Annotated in this window: 14 protein-coding genes; 11 read left to right on the top strand and 3 right to left on the bottom strand. The window is 65.6% G+C overall.

From position 1 onward, the window contains the following. Positions 1 to 74: 74 nt before the first annotated feature. Both KY501_RS51085 and KY501_RS51080 read right to left on the bottom strand, forming a co-directional pair. Entirely contained in the window at positions 75 to 1,310 is a 1,236-nt protein-coding gene (locus KY501_RS51085) for an oxygenase MpaB family protein (protein ID WP_224372876.1), read from the bottom strand. 538 nt (positions 1,311 to 1,848) lie between these two features. Further along, the gene (locus tag KY501_RS51080) at positions 1,849 to 2,529 is read right to left on the bottom strand and encodes an alpha/beta hydrolase family protein (protein ID WP_224372875.1); all 681 of its coding nucleotides are present in this window, start codon (positions 2,527 to 2,529) and stop codon (positions 1,849 to 1,851) included. Between the two features lie 128 nt (positions 2,530 to 2,657). Here KY501_RS51080 and KY501_RS51075 point away from each other — a divergent pair, with 128 nt between their 5' ends. Further along, on the top strand, positions 2,658 to 3,488 hold the full coding sequence (locus KY501_RS51075; protein ID WP_224372874.1) for a helix-turn-helix domain-containing protein: 831 nt from the start codon (positions 2,658 to 2,660) through the stop codon (positions 3,486 to 3,488). A 111-nt stretch (positions 3,489 to 3,599) separates the two neighbouring features. Here the strand turns inward: KY501_RS51075 and ilvD are convergent, their stop codons facing one another. After that, positions 3,600 to 5,441, bottom strand: coding sequence for a dihydroxy-acid dehydratase (ilvD, locus tag KY501_RS51070; RefSeq protein WP_224372873.1), 1,842 nt, complete (start codon positions 5,439 to 5,441; stop codon positions 3,600 to 3,602). Between the two features lie 113 nt (positions 5,442 to 5,554). Here ilvD and KY501_RS51065 point away from each other — a divergent pair, with 113 nt between their 5' ends. The 10 genes from KY501_RS51065 (at position 5,555) to KY501_RS51020 (ending at position 21,402) form a co-directional block, all read left to right on the top strand. Continuing rightward, on the top strand, positions 5,555 to 6,748 hold the full coding sequence (locus KY501_RS51065) for a cytochrome P450 (protein WP_224372872.1): 1,194 nt from the start codon (positions 5,555 to 5,557) through the stop codon (positions 6,746 to 6,748). Beyond that, a complete protein-coding gene (locus KY501_RS51060) occupies positions 6,745 to 7,200 on the top strand; it encodes a hypothetical protein (protein WP_224372871.1) in 456 nt (151 codons plus the stop codon). Before KY501_RS51065 ends, KY501_RS51060 begins: the two co-directional genes overlap by 4 nt. 173 nt (positions 7,201 to 7,373) lie before the next feature. Beyond that, positions 7,374 to 8,459, top strand: a complete 1,086-nt coding sequence (locus KY501_RS51055; protein WP_224372870.1) for a tetratricopeptide repeat protein — start codon at positions 7,374 to 7,376, stop codon at positions 8,457 to 8,459. A gap of 3 nt (positions 8,460 to 8,462) precedes the next feature. Then, positions 8,463 to 10,058, top strand: a complete 1,596-nt coding sequence (locus tag KY501_RS51050; RefSeq protein ID WP_224372869.1) for a glycosyl transferase family protein — start codon at positions 8,463 to 8,465, stop codon at positions 10,056 to 10,058. 1 nt (position 10,059) lies between these two features. Continuing rightward, positions 10,060 to 11,286 (top strand): non-hydrolyzing UDP-N-acetylglucosamine 2-epimerase, encoded by a 1,227-nt coding sequence (gene wecB, locus KY501_RS51045; RefSeq protein ID WP_224372868.1) that lies wholly within the window; start codon positions 10,060 to 10,062, stop codon positions 11,284 to 11,286. 178 nt (positions 11,287 to 11,464) lie between these two features. Continuing rightward, positions 11,465 to 13,021, top strand: a complete 1,557-nt coding sequence (locus KY501_RS51040; RefSeq protein WP_224372867.1) for a DUF2334 domain-containing protein — start codon at positions 11,465 to 11,467, stop codon at positions 13,019 to 13,021. 2 nt (positions 13,022 to 13,023) lie between these two features. Further along, positions 13,024 to 13,908, top strand: coding sequence for a hypothetical protein (locus KY501_RS51035; protein ID WP_224372866.1), 885 nt, complete (start codon positions 13,024 to 13,026; stop codon positions 13,906 to 13,908). 49 nt (positions 13,909 to 13,957) lie between these two features. Further along, positions 13,958 to 15,397 (top strand): DUF92 domain-containing protein, encoded by a 1,440-nt coding sequence (locus tag KY501_RS51030; RefSeq protein ID WP_224372865.1) that lies wholly within the window; start codon positions 13,958 to 13,960, stop codon positions 15,395 to 15,397. A 423-nt stretch (positions 15,398 to 15,820) separates the two neighbouring features. Further along, on the top strand, positions 15,821 to 20,014 hold the full coding sequence (locus KY501_RS51025; protein WP_224372864.1) for a Kelch repeat-containing protein: 4,194 nt from the start codon (positions 15,821 to 15,823) through the stop codon (positions 20,012 to 20,014). Positions 20,015 to 20,760: 746 nt separating this feature from the next. Then, the gene (locus KY501_RS51020) at positions 20,761 to 21,402 is read left to right on the top strand and encodes a hypothetical protein (protein WP_224372863.1); all 642 of its coding nucleotides are present in this window, start codon (positions 20,761 to 20,763) and stop codon (positions 21,400 to 21,402) included. The last annotated feature ends 9 nt before the right edge of the window (positions 21,403 to 21,411 follow it).

Below are 21,411 nucleotides of genomic sequence, written 5' to 3'. Positions count from 1 at the left end.
CCCGCAGGAGGCCCCAAGTTGCGGAAGGGCGCGATTTTTCTGGGGCACCGCCACGGCCACGTCGGAGGCCTGGGTCAAAACCCCCGCACGTGGGAATCGAAAGGAGAAGAAGGAGCCCGCATGCGCGCCGCGATGAGGACGCTCTGCTGGTGCCTCCAGCGCTCCAGCAGAGACTTCGGAATGGAGAAGGACGTGCGGTGACCCTTGCTCTCCAGCAGAAGCAGCCCCTCGAGCAGATTCATGCTGAGGAAGCGCAGCAGCCGGGCCGCGACGGCGCTGGCGTCCCCCATCCGCTCCACCAGCCCGGTAAGGCGCCTCAGGGCCTGAGGGATGACGAAGGCCCAGCCCGGCTGGGGCACCCCCAGCATGTCCGCGACGTTGAGCCCCTGCCACTGATCCTGGTCCAGGAAGAAGCGGATCATGCTCTCGGGCAAGCCCTCCAGGAGCCCCGGAATGATCTGCCTCACGCCCTCGATGAGTGAGGCCGTCATGGCCACGCCCTCGGGCGAAGCGGCGATCTGCCGCTTCCGGATGAGGAACGTGAGCTCCCGGGCCTCCTCCACGGACGCCGGCACCAGCTCCGGGTCCACGCCCATCATGCGCCCCACCGCCGCCCACGTGTAGAGCCAGGACTCCTGCAGTTCGGCGGTGGGCTCGACGCCGAGCATCTTCAACCCCTCCAGCACCACGAAGGAGAAGGTCATCAGCGTGCCTGCCATATCCTCCTGGTTGATGGGCTGACCCAGATCCTGCGCGTCCCACGGGCTCTTGGCGTCGTGGAGGAGCGTGTAGCGGACGGCCGCATGCATCAGCCGCACCTTCTGGACGGTGCGCACTCCCCGGCCATCGGGCTCCAGCCCCCCCTCGGCCATCACGTCCACCACCATCTGCGCTGTCTCGAAGACGCGGCGCACCGCATGCTTGTGCAGATAGCCGGTGCGGTAGAGCACCTGGACGCCCCTGCGCGCCGCGTAGGACGCCGGCAGAGAGTAGAAGCCAAGGACCAGCATCGCCTCGGGGCCAAACAGCTCGAAGAACTTCTGGCCCTGGCGCAGCTTCTCGCGGTCCAGCTTCGGCACATCCGCCTGCGTCTGGGCGAGGTACTCCTTCACGTAGCGTGGCAACCTGCTCGAAGGCTGCTCATCGTTCTCGACCAGGGTCCGCATCAGCCCGTTGATGCTGTCTACCCGGGCTTCGGTGAACAGCCGTTCGATGACGGCGTCGGCGAGCGGATCCATCTTCGTCCGCATCCCGTCCATGAAGGAATGGGACCAGCGGCTCGGGGACATTGGCGCGACCGGGTTCTGCATGAGCTTCCTCGGAGGAGCAGGGAGCGGCCCGTCATCCATCAACGGACATGATCTGCATCATGCACCCGCAGTGCCACCAGTCCCTCCGAGTTTGAAGGCGAAGCACCAGGCCTGCCGGGATGGCCACACGTAACCTCTTGAAAAAACTCACCCGCTCGCGACCTGGCAGGCGGCCGTCCAGGTCTACCACAAGGGACCACTCCTCCCGACCCTTCACTCCTCGGTGCTGCCCTGGATGAGCTCGATGGGCTTCTGGATGCTCATTTGGATTCGACCCGTCCGAGCGGGTTGGCTGCGCCTGTCAGCGCGTTTTGCGCTTCCTGCCAGGCGGAGTCTCCAGGGTAGAGCGCGGTGCGGAGAAAGGCCCAGGTGAGACGCTGGACGGCAGCCACTCGCTCGGGGTTCTCGTCCGTGGTCTCGGCGGCGTCATATCCCGCGATTCCGCCCAGCCCGTGCTCTGCTCCGAACAGGGTGAGCAGGGATTTGGGGCTCGGGGAGAGGAAGTAGGGATCGGCGTGCCAGCCCGCGCCTGCGACCGTCAGATGGGAGAGCCGTCCTTGTCTCCGGCGACCACGAGCGCGGGCGTCGTCATCGTGGAGAAGTCGATGGTCGAGAAGAAGGGGTAATTCTCGGCCGCGAACTTGCTGAGGGCGTTGCCTCGGCCGGGCGCGGCGAGCAGCACGCCCGCCTTGATCCGAGGCTCGGCGAAGTTCACTTCCGTCCCGTCGCGGGGATCCTTGCTCCGCGCGCCCAGCAGCAGACTCGCGGTGTGCCCGCCCATCGAGTGCCCGACGACGGCCACCCTGCTTCGATCCAAGCGCCCGGCGAGCCCAGCGACGGCGCGCTCGATCGCGTCGAGTTGGTCGAGGATGCGCTTCATGTCCTCGGCCCGCGATCGCCAGAACAGCGGCGCATCGGGGTGATCGGAGTCCCGGAGGGAAAGCGTCTTTGAGTCGAGATGGGTGGGCTGGAGCACGACGAAGCCATGTGCCGCCAGGGAGTTGGCGAGTGGGCCGTAGCCGTTCAACGAGGAGAGGTGGTTGGAGTTGCCGTGGCCGTGCGAGAGCAAGAGGATGGGCAGTTCGCCTCCAGTCATGGGTGCGGAGACCCGTACCTGGAGTTCGACGGCGCGACCAGGAGCTGGCAGCACGACGGGGCTGACCGAGAGGACCGGCGTGGGTGCGTTGGGAGTGATGCCTGCGGGAGTCGGTTTGCTCATGATGTCCATCCCGTATTCGTATCTCCCGCAACTGCCCTCTGATTGGACGGAACGGACATTTTCAGTTCCTTTCGCGCCGGATTGATGGGCCGTGGAGGACGCGCGAAAATAGGAGGATGCCGCGCACGATGGACTCTGCCGCCCTGACGTCCTCACTTCCCCGCTTCGTCGAGAACATTCGTGCTGCCGTGCCAATCACTGGACGCGAATATCTCGTTGAACGGCTGCCCGACGGCAGAACGACCCTTGTCTTTCGAGTGCTCGAAGGAGAGCGGAAAGGGGATGTATGCGTCGCGGGCCCGCGAACGCGGGCGCTGTTCAAGAATGCAACCGGAGTCGTGCGGGCAGTCCTCCTTCAGTTCAAGCCCGGCTGGTCGACGCCGCTCCTGGGCGTGACCGCGAACGCGCTGACGGACCAGATCATCCCGCTGGAGGACGTCTGGGGCCGTTCGGGCGCAGACCTCTTCCTCGAGCTCCTTGCAACGCGAAACCTGCCGGAGGTGATTGACCGGCTCTCTCACGCGATCGCCCTTCGTACCCAGCAGACATTCGAACCTGCATCGGCACGGCTCGCTCGCCGTGCGGTTCGCTTGATCGAAGGAGGCGAGGTTCGGGTGGAGAGCGTGGCGGAGCGGCTGGGCGTCACGGCACGGCATCTGCGCCGAGCCTTCATGGAGAACGTCGGCATCGGGCCGAAGGATTTCGCGCGGACCGTTCGCCTGCAGCGTGCCGTGCGGATGGCGGAGACCTCGAAGGACTGGGGACGCATTGCCGTGGACGCGGGCTATTACGACCAGGCGCACCTCATTGCCGACTTCCGGGAGCTCGTCGGGCTCACACCGGGCGCCTTCCTGAAGCGTGTGGGCGATCGGGACGTTCTGTTCGGCTCCGGCGAGGCGGAGACCGCTGTCCACGGCACCACGGAGCGACCCGGGATCAGCTTCCAGCGTCCGACGTGAGTTCTCCGAGTCTTGGCTATCGCGAGCTACGGGGTGGGAGCACCGACGTAGCACTCAGCCTTCATACCGACAGGCGGAAGACGGCAGGAGCGCTCGTCGCGCTCACCGCCGCTACTGGTCGACGTCGCGGACTGCGCCTCGGGCGGCGCTGGTCGTGAAAGCAGCGTAGGCCTTGAGAGCCGCCGAGATCTTGCGCTTGCGCGTGGCGGGCTTCCAGGCCGTGTCGCCCTTGGCCTCCATGGCTGCGCGACGCTCGGCGAGCACAGCGTCGGAGACAGCGAGCCGGATGGCCCGGTTGGGGATGTCGATCTCGATCAGGTCACCCTCCTCGACGAGGCCGATCAGCCCGCCCTCAGCCGCTTCCGGCGAGACGTGCCCGATGGAGAGGCCAGAGGTGCCGCCCGAGAAACGGCCGTCGGTGATCAGGGCGCAGGCCTTCCCCAGGCCTTTCGACTTCAAATAGCTCGTCGGGTAGAGCATCTCCTGCATACCCGGGCCGCCGCGCGGGCCCTCGTAGCGGATCACCACCACGTCGCCCGCGACGACCCTGCCAGCGAGGATGGCGCTGACCGCCGCGTCCTGGCTCTCGTAGACCTTGGCCGGCCCCGAGAACTTCAGGATGCTCTCGTCGACGCCCGCGGTCTTCACGATGCAGCCTTCGAGGGCGAGGTTGCCCTTCAGCACCGCAAGCCCGCCGTCCCGCGAGAAGGCGTGCTCGACGTCGCGAATCACGCCTCGCTCACGATCGAGGTCGAGCTCGTCCCAGCGGCGGCTCTGGCTGAAGGCCGTCTGCGTCGGCACACCACCCGGAGCCGCGCGATAGAAGGTGTGGACGGTCTCGCTGTTGGCGCGGCGAACATCCCAGCGGGACAGGGCCTCGCCAAGCGTGGCGCTGTGCACGGTCGACGTGTCGGTGTGCAGCAGGCCGCCGCGCTCCAGCTCACCGAGAATGGCCATGATGCCGCCGGCGCGGTGGACGTCCTCCATGTGCACGTCGGACTTGGCGGGGGCGACCTTGGACAGACACGGCACCTTGCGCGAGAGCCGGTCGATATCCTCCATGGTGAAGCCGACGCCGGCCTCATGGGCGGCGGCCAGCAGGTGAAGCACCGTGTTGGTCGAGCCGCCCATGGCGATGTCGAGGCTCATCGCGTTCTCGAACGCCTTGAAGGTGGCGATCGAGCGCGGCAGCACACGCTCGTCCTCCAGCTCGTAGTAGCGGCGTGTGATATCGACGATCAGGCGGCCGGCTTCCAGGAACAGCCGCTCGCGGTCGGCGTGGGTGGCCAGGACCGAACCATTGCCAGGCAGGGACAGGCCCAGCGCCTCGGTCAGGCAGTTCATCGAGTTGGCGGTGAACATGCCCGAGCAGGAACCGCAGGTCGGGCAGGCGGAGCGCTCGATCGTCTTCACCTCGGCGTCGCTGATGGAGTCATCAGCCGCGGCGACCATGGCGTCCACCAGATCGAGGGCGACCTGCTTGCCGCGCAGCAACACCTTGCCGGCCTCCATCGGTCCACCGGAGACGAAGACAGCCGGGAGGTTGAGGCGCAGGGCGGCCATCAGCATGCCCGGGGTGATCTTGTCGCAGTTGGAGATGCAGACCATCGCATCCACCGTGTGCGCATTGACCATGTACTCGACGCTGTCGGCGATAAGGTCGCGCGAGGGCAGGCTGTAGAGCATGCCGTCGTGGCCCATGGCGATGCCGTCGTCGACGGCGATGGTGTTGAACTCCTTGGCCACGCCGCCGGCGCGCTCAATCTCGCGGGCGACCAGCTGGCCCAGATCCTTCAGGTGCACGTGGCCCGGCACGAACTGGGTGAAGGAGTTCACCACGGCGATGATCGGCTTGCCGAAGTCGCTCTCTTTCATCCCCGTCGCGCGCCAGAGACCGCGGGCGCCGGCCATGTTGCGGCCATGGGTGGAAGTGCGGGAGCGATAGGCGGGCATGGAGGTCTCGGCGCGAGGGCTCGGGCCCTCTTCGAGGGTATTGTGCCGAAGCGCGCATGCCGGGTCCAGCTCGCCAGCGCGCCGCGCGAATCGCGCGAGAAGGAGGAGCCAACATGCCGAGCGGCCGTCCGAACCTGTCACTCCCCGAAGTCCGGCAGAACCCCTACCCCCTCTACGCCCAGCTGCGCCGCGAGGCGCCCGTCTGCGAGCTGGAACCCGCCGGCTGGGCGATCAGCCGCTACGAGGATGTCGCCCACGTCCTCAAGAACCCGCGAGTCTTCTCCTCCGAGGGACTCCGGTTCGCTGTCGAGCCGCCCTGGTTCGGCCGCTCCAATCCCTGGACCGACTCGCTGGTGATGAAGGACCCGCCCCACCACGCCCGGTTGAGGACGCTCGTCAGCCGGGCCTTTGGCTCCAGTCTCGTGAGCCGCCTGGAGCCGAGCATCCGCGCCACCTGCGAAACCATCACCTCCCGCATTCTGGAGCGCCGCGAGGTGGACTTCGTGCAGGACTTCGCTCTGCCCCTGCCCGCCAGCGTCATCGGCGGCCTGATGGGATTGGATCCCTCTCTGCAGTCGCGCTTCAAGAAGTGGGCGGAGGACATCGTGGCCCTCTCCGTGTCTCGGCCGGAGGACACCGAGCTGCTGGCTTCCGCTCGCACCACCGTGGAGGAGATGGAGCGCTACTTCAATGAAGTGATGGATCATCGTCGTCGCGAGCCCGGCGAGGACATGGTGAGCGATCTGCTCCGCGCCCGTGTGGACGGAGAGCCGCTCACGAACCGGGAGCTGATGGGCTTTCTCTTCTTCCTGCTGCTCGCGGGGCTGGAGACGACGGGCAACCTGCTGTCTACCTCCACCTGGATTCTCTCCCGAGAGCCGGAGCTGCTGGCGAGGCTACGCGCGGATCGCTCGCTCATCCCGCGATTCCTCGAGGAGGTGCTCCGCTACGAGCCCCCCGTCCAGGCCACGTTACGTCTGTGCACCGAGGACACAACGGTCGGCGGCGTCCCCCTTCCCAAGGGCGCCATGATGTATGTCCTTCTGGCCTCGGCGCTGAGAGACGAGAACCACTTCCCAGACGCCGAGCGCTTTGATCTCGATCGGACCGAGCCGGAGAACCTGGCCTTCGGTCATGGCATCCACTTCTGTCTGGGAGCCCAGCTCGCGAGGGTGGAAGCGCGGCTGGCCCTGGAGACAATGCTGACGCGGATCGGAAGGCTCTCCCTGCGCGCGGAGCAGGTAGAGTGGCTGCCTGGCGTTACAGTCCGTGGTCTGAAGGCACTGCCCCTCGAGGTGCGCTCATGAAATCCCAGGCTTGCCTCGCGGTACTGGCGATGCTGATCACAGCCTGTGGTGGCGCGGACCGGTATGAAGCGACGTTGAGCGCGGTCTCCCCGAAGCCTGCTGGCCCCGCTGAAGACGGCATCATCTACTTCAGCCCGCCCGCTTCCGGCCAGGTCGAGATCGAGAGCGGATTCTTCTATACGCCGGAGACCGTCGTGGAGGTGCTCATGAAGGGTCCGTCCCGAGAAGGAGCAAGCGACGACGGCACCGTGGCGAGCATCACGTTCGTCAAGAACGGCAGCGACGCAACTGTCAGCTACTCCGTTCAGGGGAGCTATCCGCTCTCCGGAAAGCAGGAGGACGTGTTCGAGTCCGGGGAGATGTCCATCGTGGTCCGGACGGAAGAGAGCCCTGAGGGAAATCTGCGCGGGCCCATCGTTCCCGTGGATATCCCCTTCTCCCTCGGCTACTGACCGCTTCCAGGTTCCTGGCGAAATCCCGCGACACCTCTTTCCCTCCCAGGTCAGAAGGACCCCAGGAGCCCTTCAGGGCAACTTGAGGAGTGGGGTCCCACCCCCTAGCTATTTGCCCTCATCAAGAGGGTGGCGCGGGCGAGAGCTCGATCGCCAGCTGGGAGAGATGTTCCATGGGACTTTGCGTCCTGTTCCTCCTTCTCGCGGGAGGAGAGCCGCAGCCAGAAAAGCAGGCATTTCCTCAGGAGGTGCAGCGACTCCTCGAAAATGGCTATCAACGCAAGAAGGCCGGAGATCTCGAAGGGGCACTGGCCGCCTTTGAACAGGCTCGCGGACTGGGGACGGATTCCCAGCGCATCGCGATCGAATTGGGCTACCTGCAGGTGGCACGAGGCAGGCTCGAGGAAGCCCGCCAGGGTTTCACGGAAGCATCCCAGGGGCCGGACTCGCACCTGGCGCAGCAGGCGCGGCAAGAGTTGGAGTCCTTGCCCCACCACCTCTGGGCGGATCTCTACCTCGACACCCTGGGGTGGAACCGTACCTTCGGCAGTGGGGTCCCCGCGGATCTCGTCCCCGCCCTGCGTGGACGCGTGTTCGTCCGGCCGTCCCTCGATCTGGACCTGCACTTCTATCTCTTCGCCCAGGTGACGCGAGACATGGCCTCGCACGGCCGTGGCAACCTGGGCGTCCCTGAAATCTATGCTGACAATTACACCCTCACGGGCCTGGGGGTGTTGACACGCTTCGCGTCCCAGCGGGCCGGACTCTTCGTGCAGGCAGGGCCCGCTTTCAATCTCTTGGACGACGGGCGCCGCCGCGTCTCCTTCGATGCCCGGGCCGGCCTCTACTTCGGAGTGGAGTCCTCGGGCTGCCGGCCTCGTCCCTCTCCCGGGGTGGCTCTCATGCTCGCGCCGTGTACCGACGCATACGGCGAGTCTGTGTATGTCAGCCGCTTCAATCACAACGTGGTGGGCTTCCTCCGCGGCCGGGCCGCGGTGTCCTGGCTGCATACCGGCCCGTTGCTCTGGCAGGGATTGCTCGAGGCTCGCGCCGCCGCGGATCGACTGGGCCACTACTACAACAACCTGGCGGATGCGGGAGTGGGCCACCGCTGGCGGCTGCTGGCTCCCATTGGCGTCGATCTGCAGCTCGCCCTCCACGAGGGTTTCTACTTCGGACGGCACTCGGTGGATCCACTGCCTGCCCAGACTCGTTACACCGACCTGCGCCTGCAGGCCTCTACCTATTTCGAGTTCTAAGACATGGACACACTCGACACGGTGGCCCATACGCTGGCCTATCCCATCAGCATCGGCATCTTCCTCAACGGGCTGGACGAGCTGTGGATCGATCTCAACTTCTTCCTGCGAGGACTCCACCGCCGGGAGCGGCGAACCCTCTCCCTGGAAGAGCTGCGCGCGGTTGCCCAGCGGCGCATCGCCATCATGGTGCCCGCCTGGCAGGAGGCCAATGTCATCCAGCAGATGCTGGAGCACAACCTGCGCAGCCTCGACTACGAGCTGAGCAACTACGACTTCTTCCTCGGCACATACCCCAATGACAAGGAGACCCAGGCGCGAGTGGACGCGGTGAGTCGGGTCCACCCCAACGTGCACAAGGTGGTGCTGCCTCATGACGGCCCCACCTCCAAGGCCGACTGTCTCAACTGGGTCTACCAGGGCATCGTCCTGGAGGAGCAACGCTCCGGCCGGCGCTTCGACACCCTCCTCATGCACGACGCGGAGGATGTGATCCATCCCCTGTCGTTGCGGCTGTGCAGCCTGCTCATCCCCCGCCACGAATTCGTGCAGATGCCTGTCTTCTCGCTGGAGCTGCCAAAGAGCAACCTGGTGGGCGCCACGTACATCGACGAGTTCGCCGAGCACCACCTGCGGGACATGCCGGTACGAGAGGCCTTGCACGGGCTGATCCCCTCCGCGGGCGTGGGCAGCGCCTTCGATCGCAACGCCTTCGAGGACATCGCCGGCCGGCACGGGCAACAGCCCTTCAGCACCTCCAGCCTGACGGAGGACTACGAGATCGGCCTCAAGTTCCGCCTGGCCGGCAAACGCGTGCACTTCGCCTGCCGGACCCTGACGCACCCCGCGCAGGCCCCCGGGCCCTCGAGCGCGGGGGTCCCCGAGCGCGAGGAGTACCTCGCCACTCGCGAATACTTCCCGGACAACCTCTGGGCCTCGGTGCGGCAGCGCTCGCGGTGGATTCTCGGCATCACCTTGCAGACCTGGCAGCAGCTCGGCTGGCAGGGAACGCTGCCCGTCCTCTACTGCCTCTGGAGGGATCGCAAGGCGCTCCTCACCAATGCCCTGCTGCTCGGCGCCTATGGCCTGCTGGCCTACGTCTTCGCGCGGACGTCGGTGAGCGCAACCGTGGGAGAGCCCTGGAGCATGGATGATGTCGCCCCCAAAGACTCATGGCTGGCGTGGATCCTCGTCATCAACCTCCTGTTGTTGGTGTGGAGGCTGGGAATGAAGTTCTACGCCGTCAACAGGCTGTATGGGCCTGGGCATGCACTGATGTCCGTGCCTCGCCTCATGCTGGGCAACCTCATCAGCTTGATGGCCACCAACCGCGCCATCTTCCAGTTCGTCCGGCACCGGGTGACCGGCCAGCCGCTGCGCTGGCTGAAGACGACACATGCCTTCCCCAACACGGGGGCCCTGGCGGCGCAACACGAACCGCTCGACGCATGCCAGGTGGCGGGCGAAGTCATCTCCCAGCTCGGCCCCATCCCCCACGTCTCGCAGCCCGAGGAGCCCCCCGCGGTCCTTGCGACCTCCAGCCCGTTCGAAAACTCCGCGCCATGGCAAGCGAGCCGCGGCAGTGAAAGAGGAAACTGACATGACGGCGAAGATACTCGTGGTGGTGGGCACGCGGCCCGAGGGCATCAAGATGGCGCCCGTCGTCCGGGCGCTGCGGCGGAGCAACTGCTTGCAGCCGGTGCTCGTGTCCACCGGCCAGCACCGGCAGATGCTGGATCAGACACTCGCGGTCTTCGGCTTGAAGCCCGATCTGGATCTGGATCTCATGCGACCGGGCCAGACGCTGGATGAAGTCACTTCCCGGGCGGTGCTGGGCATGCGGGAGATCATCCAGCAACACCGCCCGGCCTGGGTGCTCGTCCAGGGGGATACGACCACCGCCTTCGCCGCGGCCCTGGCGGCCTTCTATCAAAAGGTGCCGGTGGGCCACGTGGAGGCCGGTCTGCGCTCGGGAGAGCGGTACTCGCCCTTCCCCGAGGAGATCAACCGCAAGCTCATTGACCAGCTCTCGGAGCTGCTCTTCGCCCCGACGCAGCAGGCCGCCGAGCTGCTGATGGCGGAGGGCTACGCGCGAAGCCAGATCTCCGTGACGGGCAACACGGTGGTGGACGCGCTGTTGACGGCGCGGGAGGTCGCCCGCGCGCGGGGCGGAGGCGTGCCCGGCCTCCCCGAGGAGCTGCTGGCCCACCGGAGGATGGTCCTGGTGACGCTCCACCGCCGCGAGAGCTTCGGCGAGCCGCTCGAGGGGATGTGCCATGCCCTGCGCCGCATCGTGCGTGAGTGCCCCGACGTGGTGCTCGTCTATCCCGTGCACCTCAACCCCCAGGTGCGAGAGCCCGTGCACCGGCTCCTGGGCGGCGAGGAGCGGATCGTCCTGCTGCCGCCCGTGGGTTACCTCGACTTCATCACGCTGATGGAGCGGGCCTCTCTCATCCTCACGGACTCGGGGGGTATCCAGGAGGAGGCGCCCACCTTCGGCAAGCCGCTGCTCGTGTTGCGCGAGGTGACAGAGCGCCCCGAGGGCGTCGCCGCGGGAGTGGCCCGGCTCGTGGGGACCTCGCCCACGCGTATCCATGAGGAGACGGTGGGGCTGCTGCGAGATCCGGCACGCTTCGCCGCCATGGCCCGGGGGCACAACCCCTACGGAGATGGCCACTCCGCCGAGCGCATCACCCACCACTTGGTGGCCCGCGTCGGGGAGCGGGATCAGGCGGACGCGCTGGCCCCCAGCATTCCAAACAGGACCACGGCTGTTTCTCTCGCGGGGAGGCGTCATGAGCTGGAAGAAACGAACCCAACGGTGTGAGGCATCTCGGGCCGCGACGGGGAGGTGCCTTTCGCGCGGGCTCGGTCTGCTCGCCCTCGTGGCTCTGCTCGGCCTGAGTGAGCCGAGTCTGGCGGGCCAGCCTCACCAGCACTCCACGCCAGAGCAGGTGACTCGCTCCCTGCTCTGGAACCCCGCCCCTCCGCCGGTGAGCAGTTCCATGTTCACCAGCGTCCAGGACGATGGCAGCACTCCCAAGGAGTGGAAGGGTCCCACGAAGAAGAAGGGGCCCGAGAACGAAGTGGCCTCTCCCCCAGCGCTCATCCTCTTCGACAGCACGGGCCCCTATGGCTACCTCGGGGAACTCTATGCCATGGGTACCGCGAACCTGGTGAGCCACTTCGGCGGCTGGACCGCCAAAAGGGCCACCACCTACGTGTGCGGTGAGGCACAGAAATTCTCCGCCATCCTCTACTTTGGCTCGACCTATGACGAGCCGCTGCCCACGTGCCTGCTCGACGACGTGTTGCTCACGAACAAGCCCGTCATCTGGGGTGGCTTCAACATCTGGCAGCTCACCGCTCGAGCCGGAGACAGCGCCTTCATCGCCCGCTATGGCTGGCGTTGGCAGGGCCTGGATTTCTCCCAGGTCGCCCAGGTGCGTTACAAGGGCCAGGACCTGGTCCGCTACGCGGGCAACGCCTCCGGCGTGATGCAGTCACTCATCAGCGACGCGCAGAAAGTCACCGTGCTCGCGCAGGCAGTCCGGGCAGATGGCTCGACGTTCCCCTGGGCACTGCGCAGCGGAAACCTCACCTATCTCTCTGAGATCCCCTTCACATACATGTCCGAGGAGGATCGCGTGCTCATCTTCGCGGATCTGCTGTTCGATGCCCTGGCACCAAGCACGCCCGAGCGGCACCGCGCGCTGGTCCGCCTGGAGGACATCAACCCTTCAACGGATCCGGACTCGCTGCGAGCCATTGCCGACTACTTGTGCTCCAGGAATGTGCCATTCGGATTCGGCGTCATCCCCGAGTACGTGGATCCCCTGGGTTACTACAACGAAGGCACCCCAGTGCACCTCACGCTGAAGTCCAGCCCGGAGCTCGTCAGCGCCATCCAATACCTGCTCTCTCATGGAGGCGTCATGGTGATGCATGGCAGGACCCATCAATGGGAGGATGAACTCAATCCCTACACAGGCGTGACGGCGGACGACACGGAGTTCTTCCGGGTCACCCATAACGAGGACTACTCCATCAACTTCCTCGGCCCGCTGCCGAAGGACTCGCGAGGCTGGGCGAAGGATCGGATCCACAAGGGCCAGGAGCTGTTCTCGAAGGCGAAGCTACCAGCGCCGAAGATCTTCGAGTTCCCGCACTACACCGCCTCGGTCAACAGCCAGCGGGCCGTCGCCGAGCTCTTCGATACCCGCTGGGAGCGCGCCATCTACTTCGGCGGGCTGTTGACAAACACCTCCATCAACTCCGCGCACATGTTCGGGCAGCTCTTCCCGTATGTCGTGCAGGATCTCTACGACACCACCGTGCTCCCGGAGAACCTGGGCAACATCGAGCCCGATCAGTTCTACAGCTACCCACGGCGCCTGCCGGAGGACATCATCCGCGCGGCCAGGAAGAACCGGGTCGTGCGCGATGGCTTCGCCAGCTTCTACTTCCATCCCTTCTTCGACATCCAACTGCTCCAGCAGACCGTGGAGGGAATCCAGGCGGAGGGCTTCACGTTCGTCAGCCCGAACGAGCTGATTCCCTAGCCATGAAGTGGCCCCTCCTCACGCTGGGGTTGGCGGGAATGCTCGCCTGTACCCGAACCCATCCGCCAGGAGACTCGTCGGCGGGTCCGGAGCTGCCAGCTCCGGACCCGGGGCTCGAGCGCATCTACGGAGTGACCGTGGACAGCGTGGACGACCTGGAGGCCATCACCGAGTCCCTGCGCCGGCTCAACCACCGGCCCACCACTCGCGTCGTCTTCGACGAGTACGTCCCTGCCTCCGAGTACCTCGAGAGCCTCGAGTCCATCCACCGCGTCAGCTGGATCATGGGAGAGCTGCTCGACTCCTCGAACGTGAGCCTCTACTCGCCCGCCCAGTATCGCGCCCGCGTCACCGAGTACCTCGACGCCCTCTCGCCCCACGTGGACATCTGGGAGATCGGCAACGAGGTCAACGGCGAGTGGCTCGGGGAGCCCGAGGCCGTCGTGGCCAAGATCGAGGACGCCTTCCACCAGGCCAAACAGCGCCAGCGTCTGACTGCCCTCACCCTCTATTACAACGAGGGCTGCGCTCCGGCGGACAACGAGATGTTCACCTGGGTGGAGAAGTACCTGCCGGCCTCCATGCGCGACGAGCTCGACTACGTGCTGGTGAGCTACTACGAGGACGACTGCGATGGACGTCAGCCCGACTGGCAGGGCGTCTTCCACCACCTGGCCACGCTCTTCCCGAAGGCCCGGCTCGGTATGGGAGAGTGCGGCACCACGGACTCCCGCAAGAAAGCCGAGTACATCCGCCGCTACTACGGCATGAAGCTCGATGAGCCGCGCTTCGTGGGCGGCTTCTTCTGGTGGTACTTCAAACAGGACATGGTGCCCTACACCCGCCCCTTGTGGCAGGTGCTGAACGAGACCCTCTCCGCGCAGTAGGACGGGCTCCGAGCCACCACCCGCGTCCGTGGCCCTATACTCGGGCGCCATGAGCCAGGATCTCCAGGCACTCCTCTTGTCCTATGCCTATGTGGGCGCGTGCGTTCTGGTGGGCGAGGTGGCAGCGCGGCGAGGGGTGTCCCGAGAGGTCTCTCGCAAGTTCATTCACGTGAGCGTAGGCCTGTGGATCTTCGGCACGCTGAAGTTGTTCGAGCACCGGGAGTTGGCGGTGATGCCATCGCTGACGGCATCGGTGGCCAACTGGGTCATCCATCGCAAGCGCCTGCTGAAGGCGGTGGACACCGAGCCCGACAACCTGGGAACGGTCTGGTTCGCGCTCACCTTCTCGGCGTGCGTCTGGCTGGCGTGGGACCGGCCCGCGGTGGCGGCGGGCGCCGTGCTGGCCATGGTCGTGGGGGATGCGCTGGCGTCGCTGGTGGGCCGGCGCTTCGGGCGCCACCGGTATGAGACTCTCGGAGGGGAGCGCAAGAGCCTGGAGGGCTCGCTGGCGATGCTCGCGGGAACCTTCCTGGCTGTGCTCGCCGCACTCACGTGGATGCCGGGCCTCGCGCCCGAGATGCCCCGCGTGCCGCTGGCTCTGTTGTGCGTCGTGGTGGCCACCTGCGCCGAGGCCCTCGGCATCCGGGGACGGGACAACCTCTGGGTGCCGCTATGCGCACTGGCCGTGCTCGGCTGGACTCCCATCGCTTCTGCGGCGGGCCTGGGGCTGGGCGCGGGGCTGGCCCTGATCATTGGCGTAGCCGCCTGGCTGAGAGGTTCGCTGAGTCCCAGCGGCGTGCTGGGAGCCATCGTCGTTGGGGCCCCCGTCTTCGGACTGGCGGGCGCGGTGGGAACGGTGGCCCTGCTCGGCTTCTTCTTCTCCTCGAGCGCGCTCTCCAAGGCCTTCCGGGACAGGAAGGCCAGCGTGGAGGCCGAGTACGCCAAGACGGGGACGCGCGATCTGGGGCAGGCGCTGGCCAACGGGGGAGTGGCCGCGCTGGCCGCCGTGCTCCTGGCGCTCACGGGGGACTCGCGCTTCCTGCTGGCGATGCTGGGCGCCCTGGTCGCTGCCAACGCGGACACCTGGGCCACGGAGTTGGGGGTTCTCTCGCGCTCCCATCCCCGAATGATCACCACCTTGCGGCCGGCGGCCCCTGGCACTTCGGGCGCCATCTCAGGAGTGGGGCTGCTGGCCTCCACCGCTGGCGCCGCCTTCGTGGGAATCCTCGCGCTGCTCGCAGGCGTAGCGTGGCAGTGGCTGCCCTGGCTCGTGCTGGCAGGGGTCGTGGGCTCACTGGTGGACAGCTTCCTGGGAGCCACGATGCAGGATGTGCGCTGGTGCGACGCCTGTGGACGGGAGACCGAGCGCCGCGTGCACCGCTGCGGCCAGAACACCCGCGCACTCCGGGGCGTTTCCTGGCTGGGCAATGACACCGTCAACGTGGTGGCCACCGCCGCGGGCGCCCTGCTGGCCTTCTGGGCGTCCTAGGAATTTCGCACCGCCCGGCAGCGGGTTCGATTCCCGCCGCCTCCATCCCGAGAAGCCCAACAATCTTAAAGAGTCGCTGGGTGGCCCTCTTCGAGTTCATCGAGGGCTGGTACAACCCTCATCGCCTCCACTCCGCTCTCGATCGCCAGTCGCCCATCAACTACGGAAAGAAGCTCTTGGCCGCAGCCTGAAGGCCCAACTCCGAGAACCCTCCACGGAATCAGGGCAACTCCAGCAAGCGTCTCCAGCAGGCGTCGGCACAGGGCTTCCTGACGCGTCAGCCGTGTGGGCTTGCGCGTCAACTAACGCCTGCGCGCCAACTGACTCCTGGCCTCCTCCTTCAGACTCCAGTCCCTGCAGCAGCACAACCGGCTCTAGGTCCGCCACTTGCATCTCCTGTCGGCGCTCATTGAGGAGCCATTCATGCTTTTCATTCCAAGAACGGAATTAGAGATCGTTGCGCGGCTTGCCATGATCTCAGCGCTGCTGGGTCTGTCATGCGACAAGGCACCGCTGGGCGAGGACGAATATGGACCCAGCGAGAGGGTTGCGTCCAAAGCTCTCCAGTCCATGGCTACAGGGCAGTGGAGCGCCTCGGGTTCCCTGGCCACGCCTCGCTATGGACACACTGAGACACTGCTACCCAGCGGCAGGGTGCTCGTCGTAGGGGGGCTCGACGCCAACAATACCCTCCTTGCCAGCGCGGAGGTGTACGACCCGAGCACGGGGGTGTGGAGCCCCACGGACACTCTGGCCAGGGCCCGCGCCGCGCATACCGCGACACTGTTGTCGTCAGGCAAGGTGCTGGTCATTGGAGGCTTTGGCCTGAGTGGCGCCCTCGCCAGCGCGGAGGTGTATGACCCGAGTACAGGGACGTGGACCGCGACGAACTCACTGGCTACGGGAACGTATCTACACACGGCAACATTGCTGCACTCAGGTCAGGTTCTTGTCGTCGGGGGAAGAGATGCGACCAATATCCCTCTCGCGAGCGCGGAGGTGTACGACCCGAGCACGGGGATGTGGAGCCCCACAGGATCTCTGGCCACGGCCCGCTATAACCATACTGCAACGCTGTTGCCCTCGGGTCAGGTGCTCGTCACCGGTGGCGAGTACCAAGACGGCTGCTTTGCCAGTACAGAGGTATACGACCCGGGCACGGGAGTGTGGAGCCCCACAGGATCTCTGGCCACAGCCCGCTCCTGGCAAGCGGCGACGCTCCTGTTCTCGGGCAAGGTGCTGGTCGTCGGGGGGATAGGCACCAACAACACCCCTCTTTCCAGCACGGAGGTATACGACCCGGGCACGGGAGCATGGAGCCCCACGGGCGCTCTGGCTACGGTTCGCTACTACAGGCATACGGCGACGCTGTTGCCCTCGGGTCAAGTGCTGGTCACCGGAGGGGACGGCCCCAGTGGCAGAGCGCTTGCCGGCGCGGAGGTATACGACCCGGGTGAGGGACAATGGAATTTCACAAACTCACTTGCCACGGCCCGCTACGGGCACACGGCGACGCTGTTGCCCTCGGGCAACGTGCTGGTCACGGGTGGCATTGGCCCAAGCGGCAGTGCAGTCACAAACTCGGAGGTGTACAACCCAAGCCCAGAGGGATGGAGCCTGACAGGTTCTCTGACCACGGCCCGCTACGGACACACGGCGACACTGTTGCCCTCGGGCAAGGTGCTGGTCACTGGTGGCCGTGGGCCACAAGGCTCCCCCCTCGCCGACGCGGAGGTATATGACCCGGCCACGGGACTGTGGAGTCCCACGAATTCGCTGGCTACGGCTCGCTATTGGCACACGGCAACGCTGCTGCCGTCAGGCAACGTGCTGGTCACTGGAGGCATTGGCCCGGACGGCTATCTCGCCAGTGCAGAGGTATACGACCCAAAGAGAGGAGTGTGGAGTCCCACGAGCTGGCTAGCCACGGCCCGAGCCGGACATACGGCCACGCTGTTACCCTCAGGCAAGGTGCTCGTCACTGGAGGAAGTCCCAACCCAGGCGGCTACCTCGCCAACGCGGAGGTGTACGACCCAGGGACCGGAGGATGGTATTCCACAGGCTCTATGGCCATGGCTCGCTATCATCACACGGCAACGCTCTTGCCCTCAGGCCAAGTCCTGATCATTGGAGGTTTTGGACCTAAAGGCTCTCTCGCCAGCGCAGAGGTGTACACCCCAGATACGGGCATGTGGAACCCGACGAGTTCGCCAGCCATAGCCCGCTACAACCACACGGCGACGGTGCTGCAATCGGGCAAAGTACTGGTCGCCGGTGGCCGTGGTCCAGATGGCGCTCTAACCAGCGCGGAAGTGTATGACTCGGGCACGAGGGTGTGGGGGCCAACGGATTCTCTGGCTCTGGCCCGCTATTGGCACACGGCAACGCTGTTGCCATCGGGCAAGGTGCTGGTCACCGGAGGTATGGGCACCAGCATCCCCCTGGCCTGCGCCGAGATATACGACCCGGGCACGGAGAGGTGGCGCGCGACAGGTTCCGTAGCCACAGCCAACATGAACCACACGGCGACACTGCTGTCCAACGGGAAGGTGCTCGTGGCCGGGGGTTGGTACGAGAACACCGTCTACGACAGGGCGGAAGTGTACGATCTGGGCACGGGTCAGTGGGCTGCCACCCCGGGCCTGCTGACTCACGATCGCCTCCTGCACACGGCAACGCTGCTACCGAGCGGCAAGGTGCTCGTGGTCGGCGGGCAAGTCGCCCTCGGCGCACCCCTCTCCAGCGCGGAGGTGTACGACCCGGATACGGGCCAGTTTACCGCTACGGGCTCGCTGGCCCACGCCCGCGCCGGCCACACAGCGACACTGCTGGTGAGCGGCAAAGTTCTCGTGGCCGGGGGACGAGACGCTCTCGGCTCTGCTCTCGCCAGCGCGGAGGTATATGACCCGAGTACAAGCCAATGGACGACGACTGGCTCGCTACTACAGGCCCGCTCCCTGCACACGGCAACGCTGCTACCGAGCGGCAAGGTGCTCGTGATCGGCGGGCAAGTTGCCCTCGGCGCACCCCTCTCCAGCGCGGAGGTGTACGACCCGGATACGAGCCAGTTTACCGCTACGGGCTCGCTAGCCTACGCCTGCGCCGACCACACCGCAGTGATTCTGCCTAGCGGCAAGGTTCTCGTGGCCGGGGGACGAGACGCTCTCGGCTCTGCTCTCGCCAGCGCGGAGGTGTATGCCCCGAGTACAGGCCAATGGACGACGACTGGCTCGCTACTACAGGCCCGCTCCCTGCATACCGTCACGCCACTTCCCGGAGGCAAAGTGCTCGTGGCCGGGGGGCAAGACACTTTCGGCGCGCCCCTCTCCAGCGCGGAGGTGTACAAGCCGAGTGAAGGGAGCGACCCGAGTCAAGGTAAATGGACCGCTGCCGGCTCGCTGACACAAGCTCGCTCCCTGCACACGACCACATTGCTCCTGAGTGGCAAGGTGCTCGTGGCTGGGGGGCAAGACGGCCACGGCACGTCTCTCTCCAGCGCGGAGGTATACGATTCGGGAACGAACCGATGGGCTATCACAGGCTCAATGACCTCTGCCCGCAGCAAGTACCCCATAGTGGCACTCTTGACTGATGGGCAGGTGCTCGTCACAGGTGGAGGTAGCAACAGCGCAGAGGTGTACGAAGACATGGGGGCCAACTCGGAATGGCGCCCTGTGATTGCGCCGCCCGCCAAGCAAAAGCCGGGGAGCACATTCAACATCACTGGGCTCCGTTTACGCGGTCGGTCGGAGGCAAGCAGCGGCAACACCCAGAACTCGGCTACGAACTTCCCCCTGGTCAGCCTCATGTCAGTGGAGGGAGAAACGCTGATACGCGTAGCTCCTCACGGCTTGTTCTCCGATACAGAGGTGCCCCTACAGATGCCGGCTGTGCCGAATGGCCACTACATCCTCTCTGTCATGACCCAGGGCATTTCCGCCGGGCAGATGGTGCTCGTGGACGGGCCAGCTCCGAAGGCGCCCGAACTCACCGCGCCTGGGGCTCTCGTCAATACGCAGAGGCCAGCCGTCCAAGGCACAGTGGAGGCGGGGCGAAGGGTGACAGTGTGGCTGGACGGGAGCGTGGCGGGAACAGCCGTGGCAAATGCAGAGGGGCTTTGGACCTTCACTCCTGTCTCGGCGCTGAATGAGGGACGCCACCAAGCTCAAGCTACCGCCACGGACGAGGTGGGCAATGTCAGCGCTACTGCCAAGGTCCTCAGCTTCAGTGTTGACACTGTGCCTCCGGAAGCGCCGAAGGTGACTGGGCCTGAACACTTCCTCAATACGCGAAGGCCAGCCATTGGTGGCACGGCGGAGGCTGATGCCATGGTGACAGTCTCGCTGAATGGGACAGCAATAGGGACCGTCAGGACGGAGGTAACTGGAGCTTGGAGCTTCACTCCTGCCATGGAACTGGAACTCGGACACTACGTTGTCTCCGCGACCGCTATGGACGAAGCTGGCAACACCAGCCCACCCGCCACCGAATACTCACTCACCATCCAGCGCAGCCACTATGGCTGGAGTTGCTCCAGCGGCCCCGCCTCCCCTGCCACCTGGATCTTGCTCGCTCTGGCCGGGTCCCTTACGAAGCGTCGGCTCAGTGCTCCTTGATCGGGTGACGGCTCTGCGCCTGCTCGTCTCGGGCGTGGACCTCACGCGCATCCATGAGACGCTCGCCCAGATAACGCTAATGCTGCCATACGTCCAAGCTCGCCCTCGTCATCTTGCGCGGGCGTTCGCGCAGCGAATTCACCCCTAGCAAAATTAAGCGCGGCTCGCGCCCCATCCCTCCCGAGTACTCCCAAAAGAGTAACGTCCAGAGACCCACACGCTTGTCAGTGACAAGTTAGGAGCGGCAGTGAGTCTGGCCAAGTGCTTGAGCACGGTGATCGCCAGCTTGCTTGATGGCAGGGCCTTGATGACGATTGACGAACAGGCGACCCAGCTACCATCGATGCGAACGTGGAGATGCGGGGCACGAGATCTCCGCGACTTCCTGACGACGTGGGCGGGTGGGCTCCCTTCATGGAGGACGACGGGCGGGTCCACCCTGCTCAGGTTCGGCGTCTGCCATGTTGCACGTATGTCGCAGGAACCTGTGGAACGGTCTGGGACAGGACGGGAAGGAATGGAACGCGGAGGGATATCGACTCCGAAGCATCCCGGGCGGTTACGAGATAAGGGCGCGATTCTGCTAGAGGTTTCGCACTGCCCGGCGCGGGTTCGATTCCCGCCGCCTCCATCCCGAGAAGCCCAGCAATCTTGGTTCCGGGCTGAGCATTCGTTTGGCGCCCGCGGACACGGATCTGGCGGGCCCGGCCAAGGCGCTTTCATCCTCGACGAGTGAGGATGAGCCCATGTCAAACAAAACGCTTCGCGCTCTCCTCTTCGCTGTTTCCCTCTCTCTGTGGGCTTCGACCGCCCAGGCCGAACCGGCCGAGTCGGTCGCGGCAGAGACAAGCCCGCCGGCGCACGACGGGTTCCGTTTCGGTGCCTATGCCGAGGTTGACCTTGGAGTCCTCGCCTTCCTCCGACAAGGAACCGCGATCGCCGGCGGAGTGACCTACGGCCCGTTCCGCGCCGGTCTCAGCTATGCCAGCTTCCTGTCCAACCCGTCGCTCGGAGGTGTTCCCGAGGGTTTCGACCTGCGCGTCAACTCTTTGCTGGGAATCAACGCGTCCTACTTCATTGCCCAGAGCACCGACAGAGGCTTCTACCTCCAGGCCATGTTTCACATCAAAGAGCAGGGGGTCACCAACCAAGAGAGCGGAGCGCACGTGGATCTCCACTCACTCGCGCTGGGCCTCGAGCTCGGCTACGTGTGGAAGGTCTACAAGGGCTTGTACGTGGCACCCCGCGTGGGTGCGCTCTACTACCTGAAAAAGCCGCAACCCGGCAACCAGCCGGTCGCGGTGGGTGATCGCCTCTACGACAACGATCGCCACAAGGATTGGGACACCTATTACATCCCGACGCTCAGCGTTGGCTATTCGTGGTGAGGGAGCACG

Source organism: Hyalangium versicolor, from assembly GCF_020103695.1.
GTDB classification, from domain to species: Bacteria; Myxococcota; Myxococcia; order Myxococcales; family Myxococcaceae; genus Hyalangium; species Hyalangium versicolor.
The sequence above is the reverse complement of the archived record's forward strand: the minus strand, read 5'-3'. Positions and strand labels throughout refer to the sequence as shown.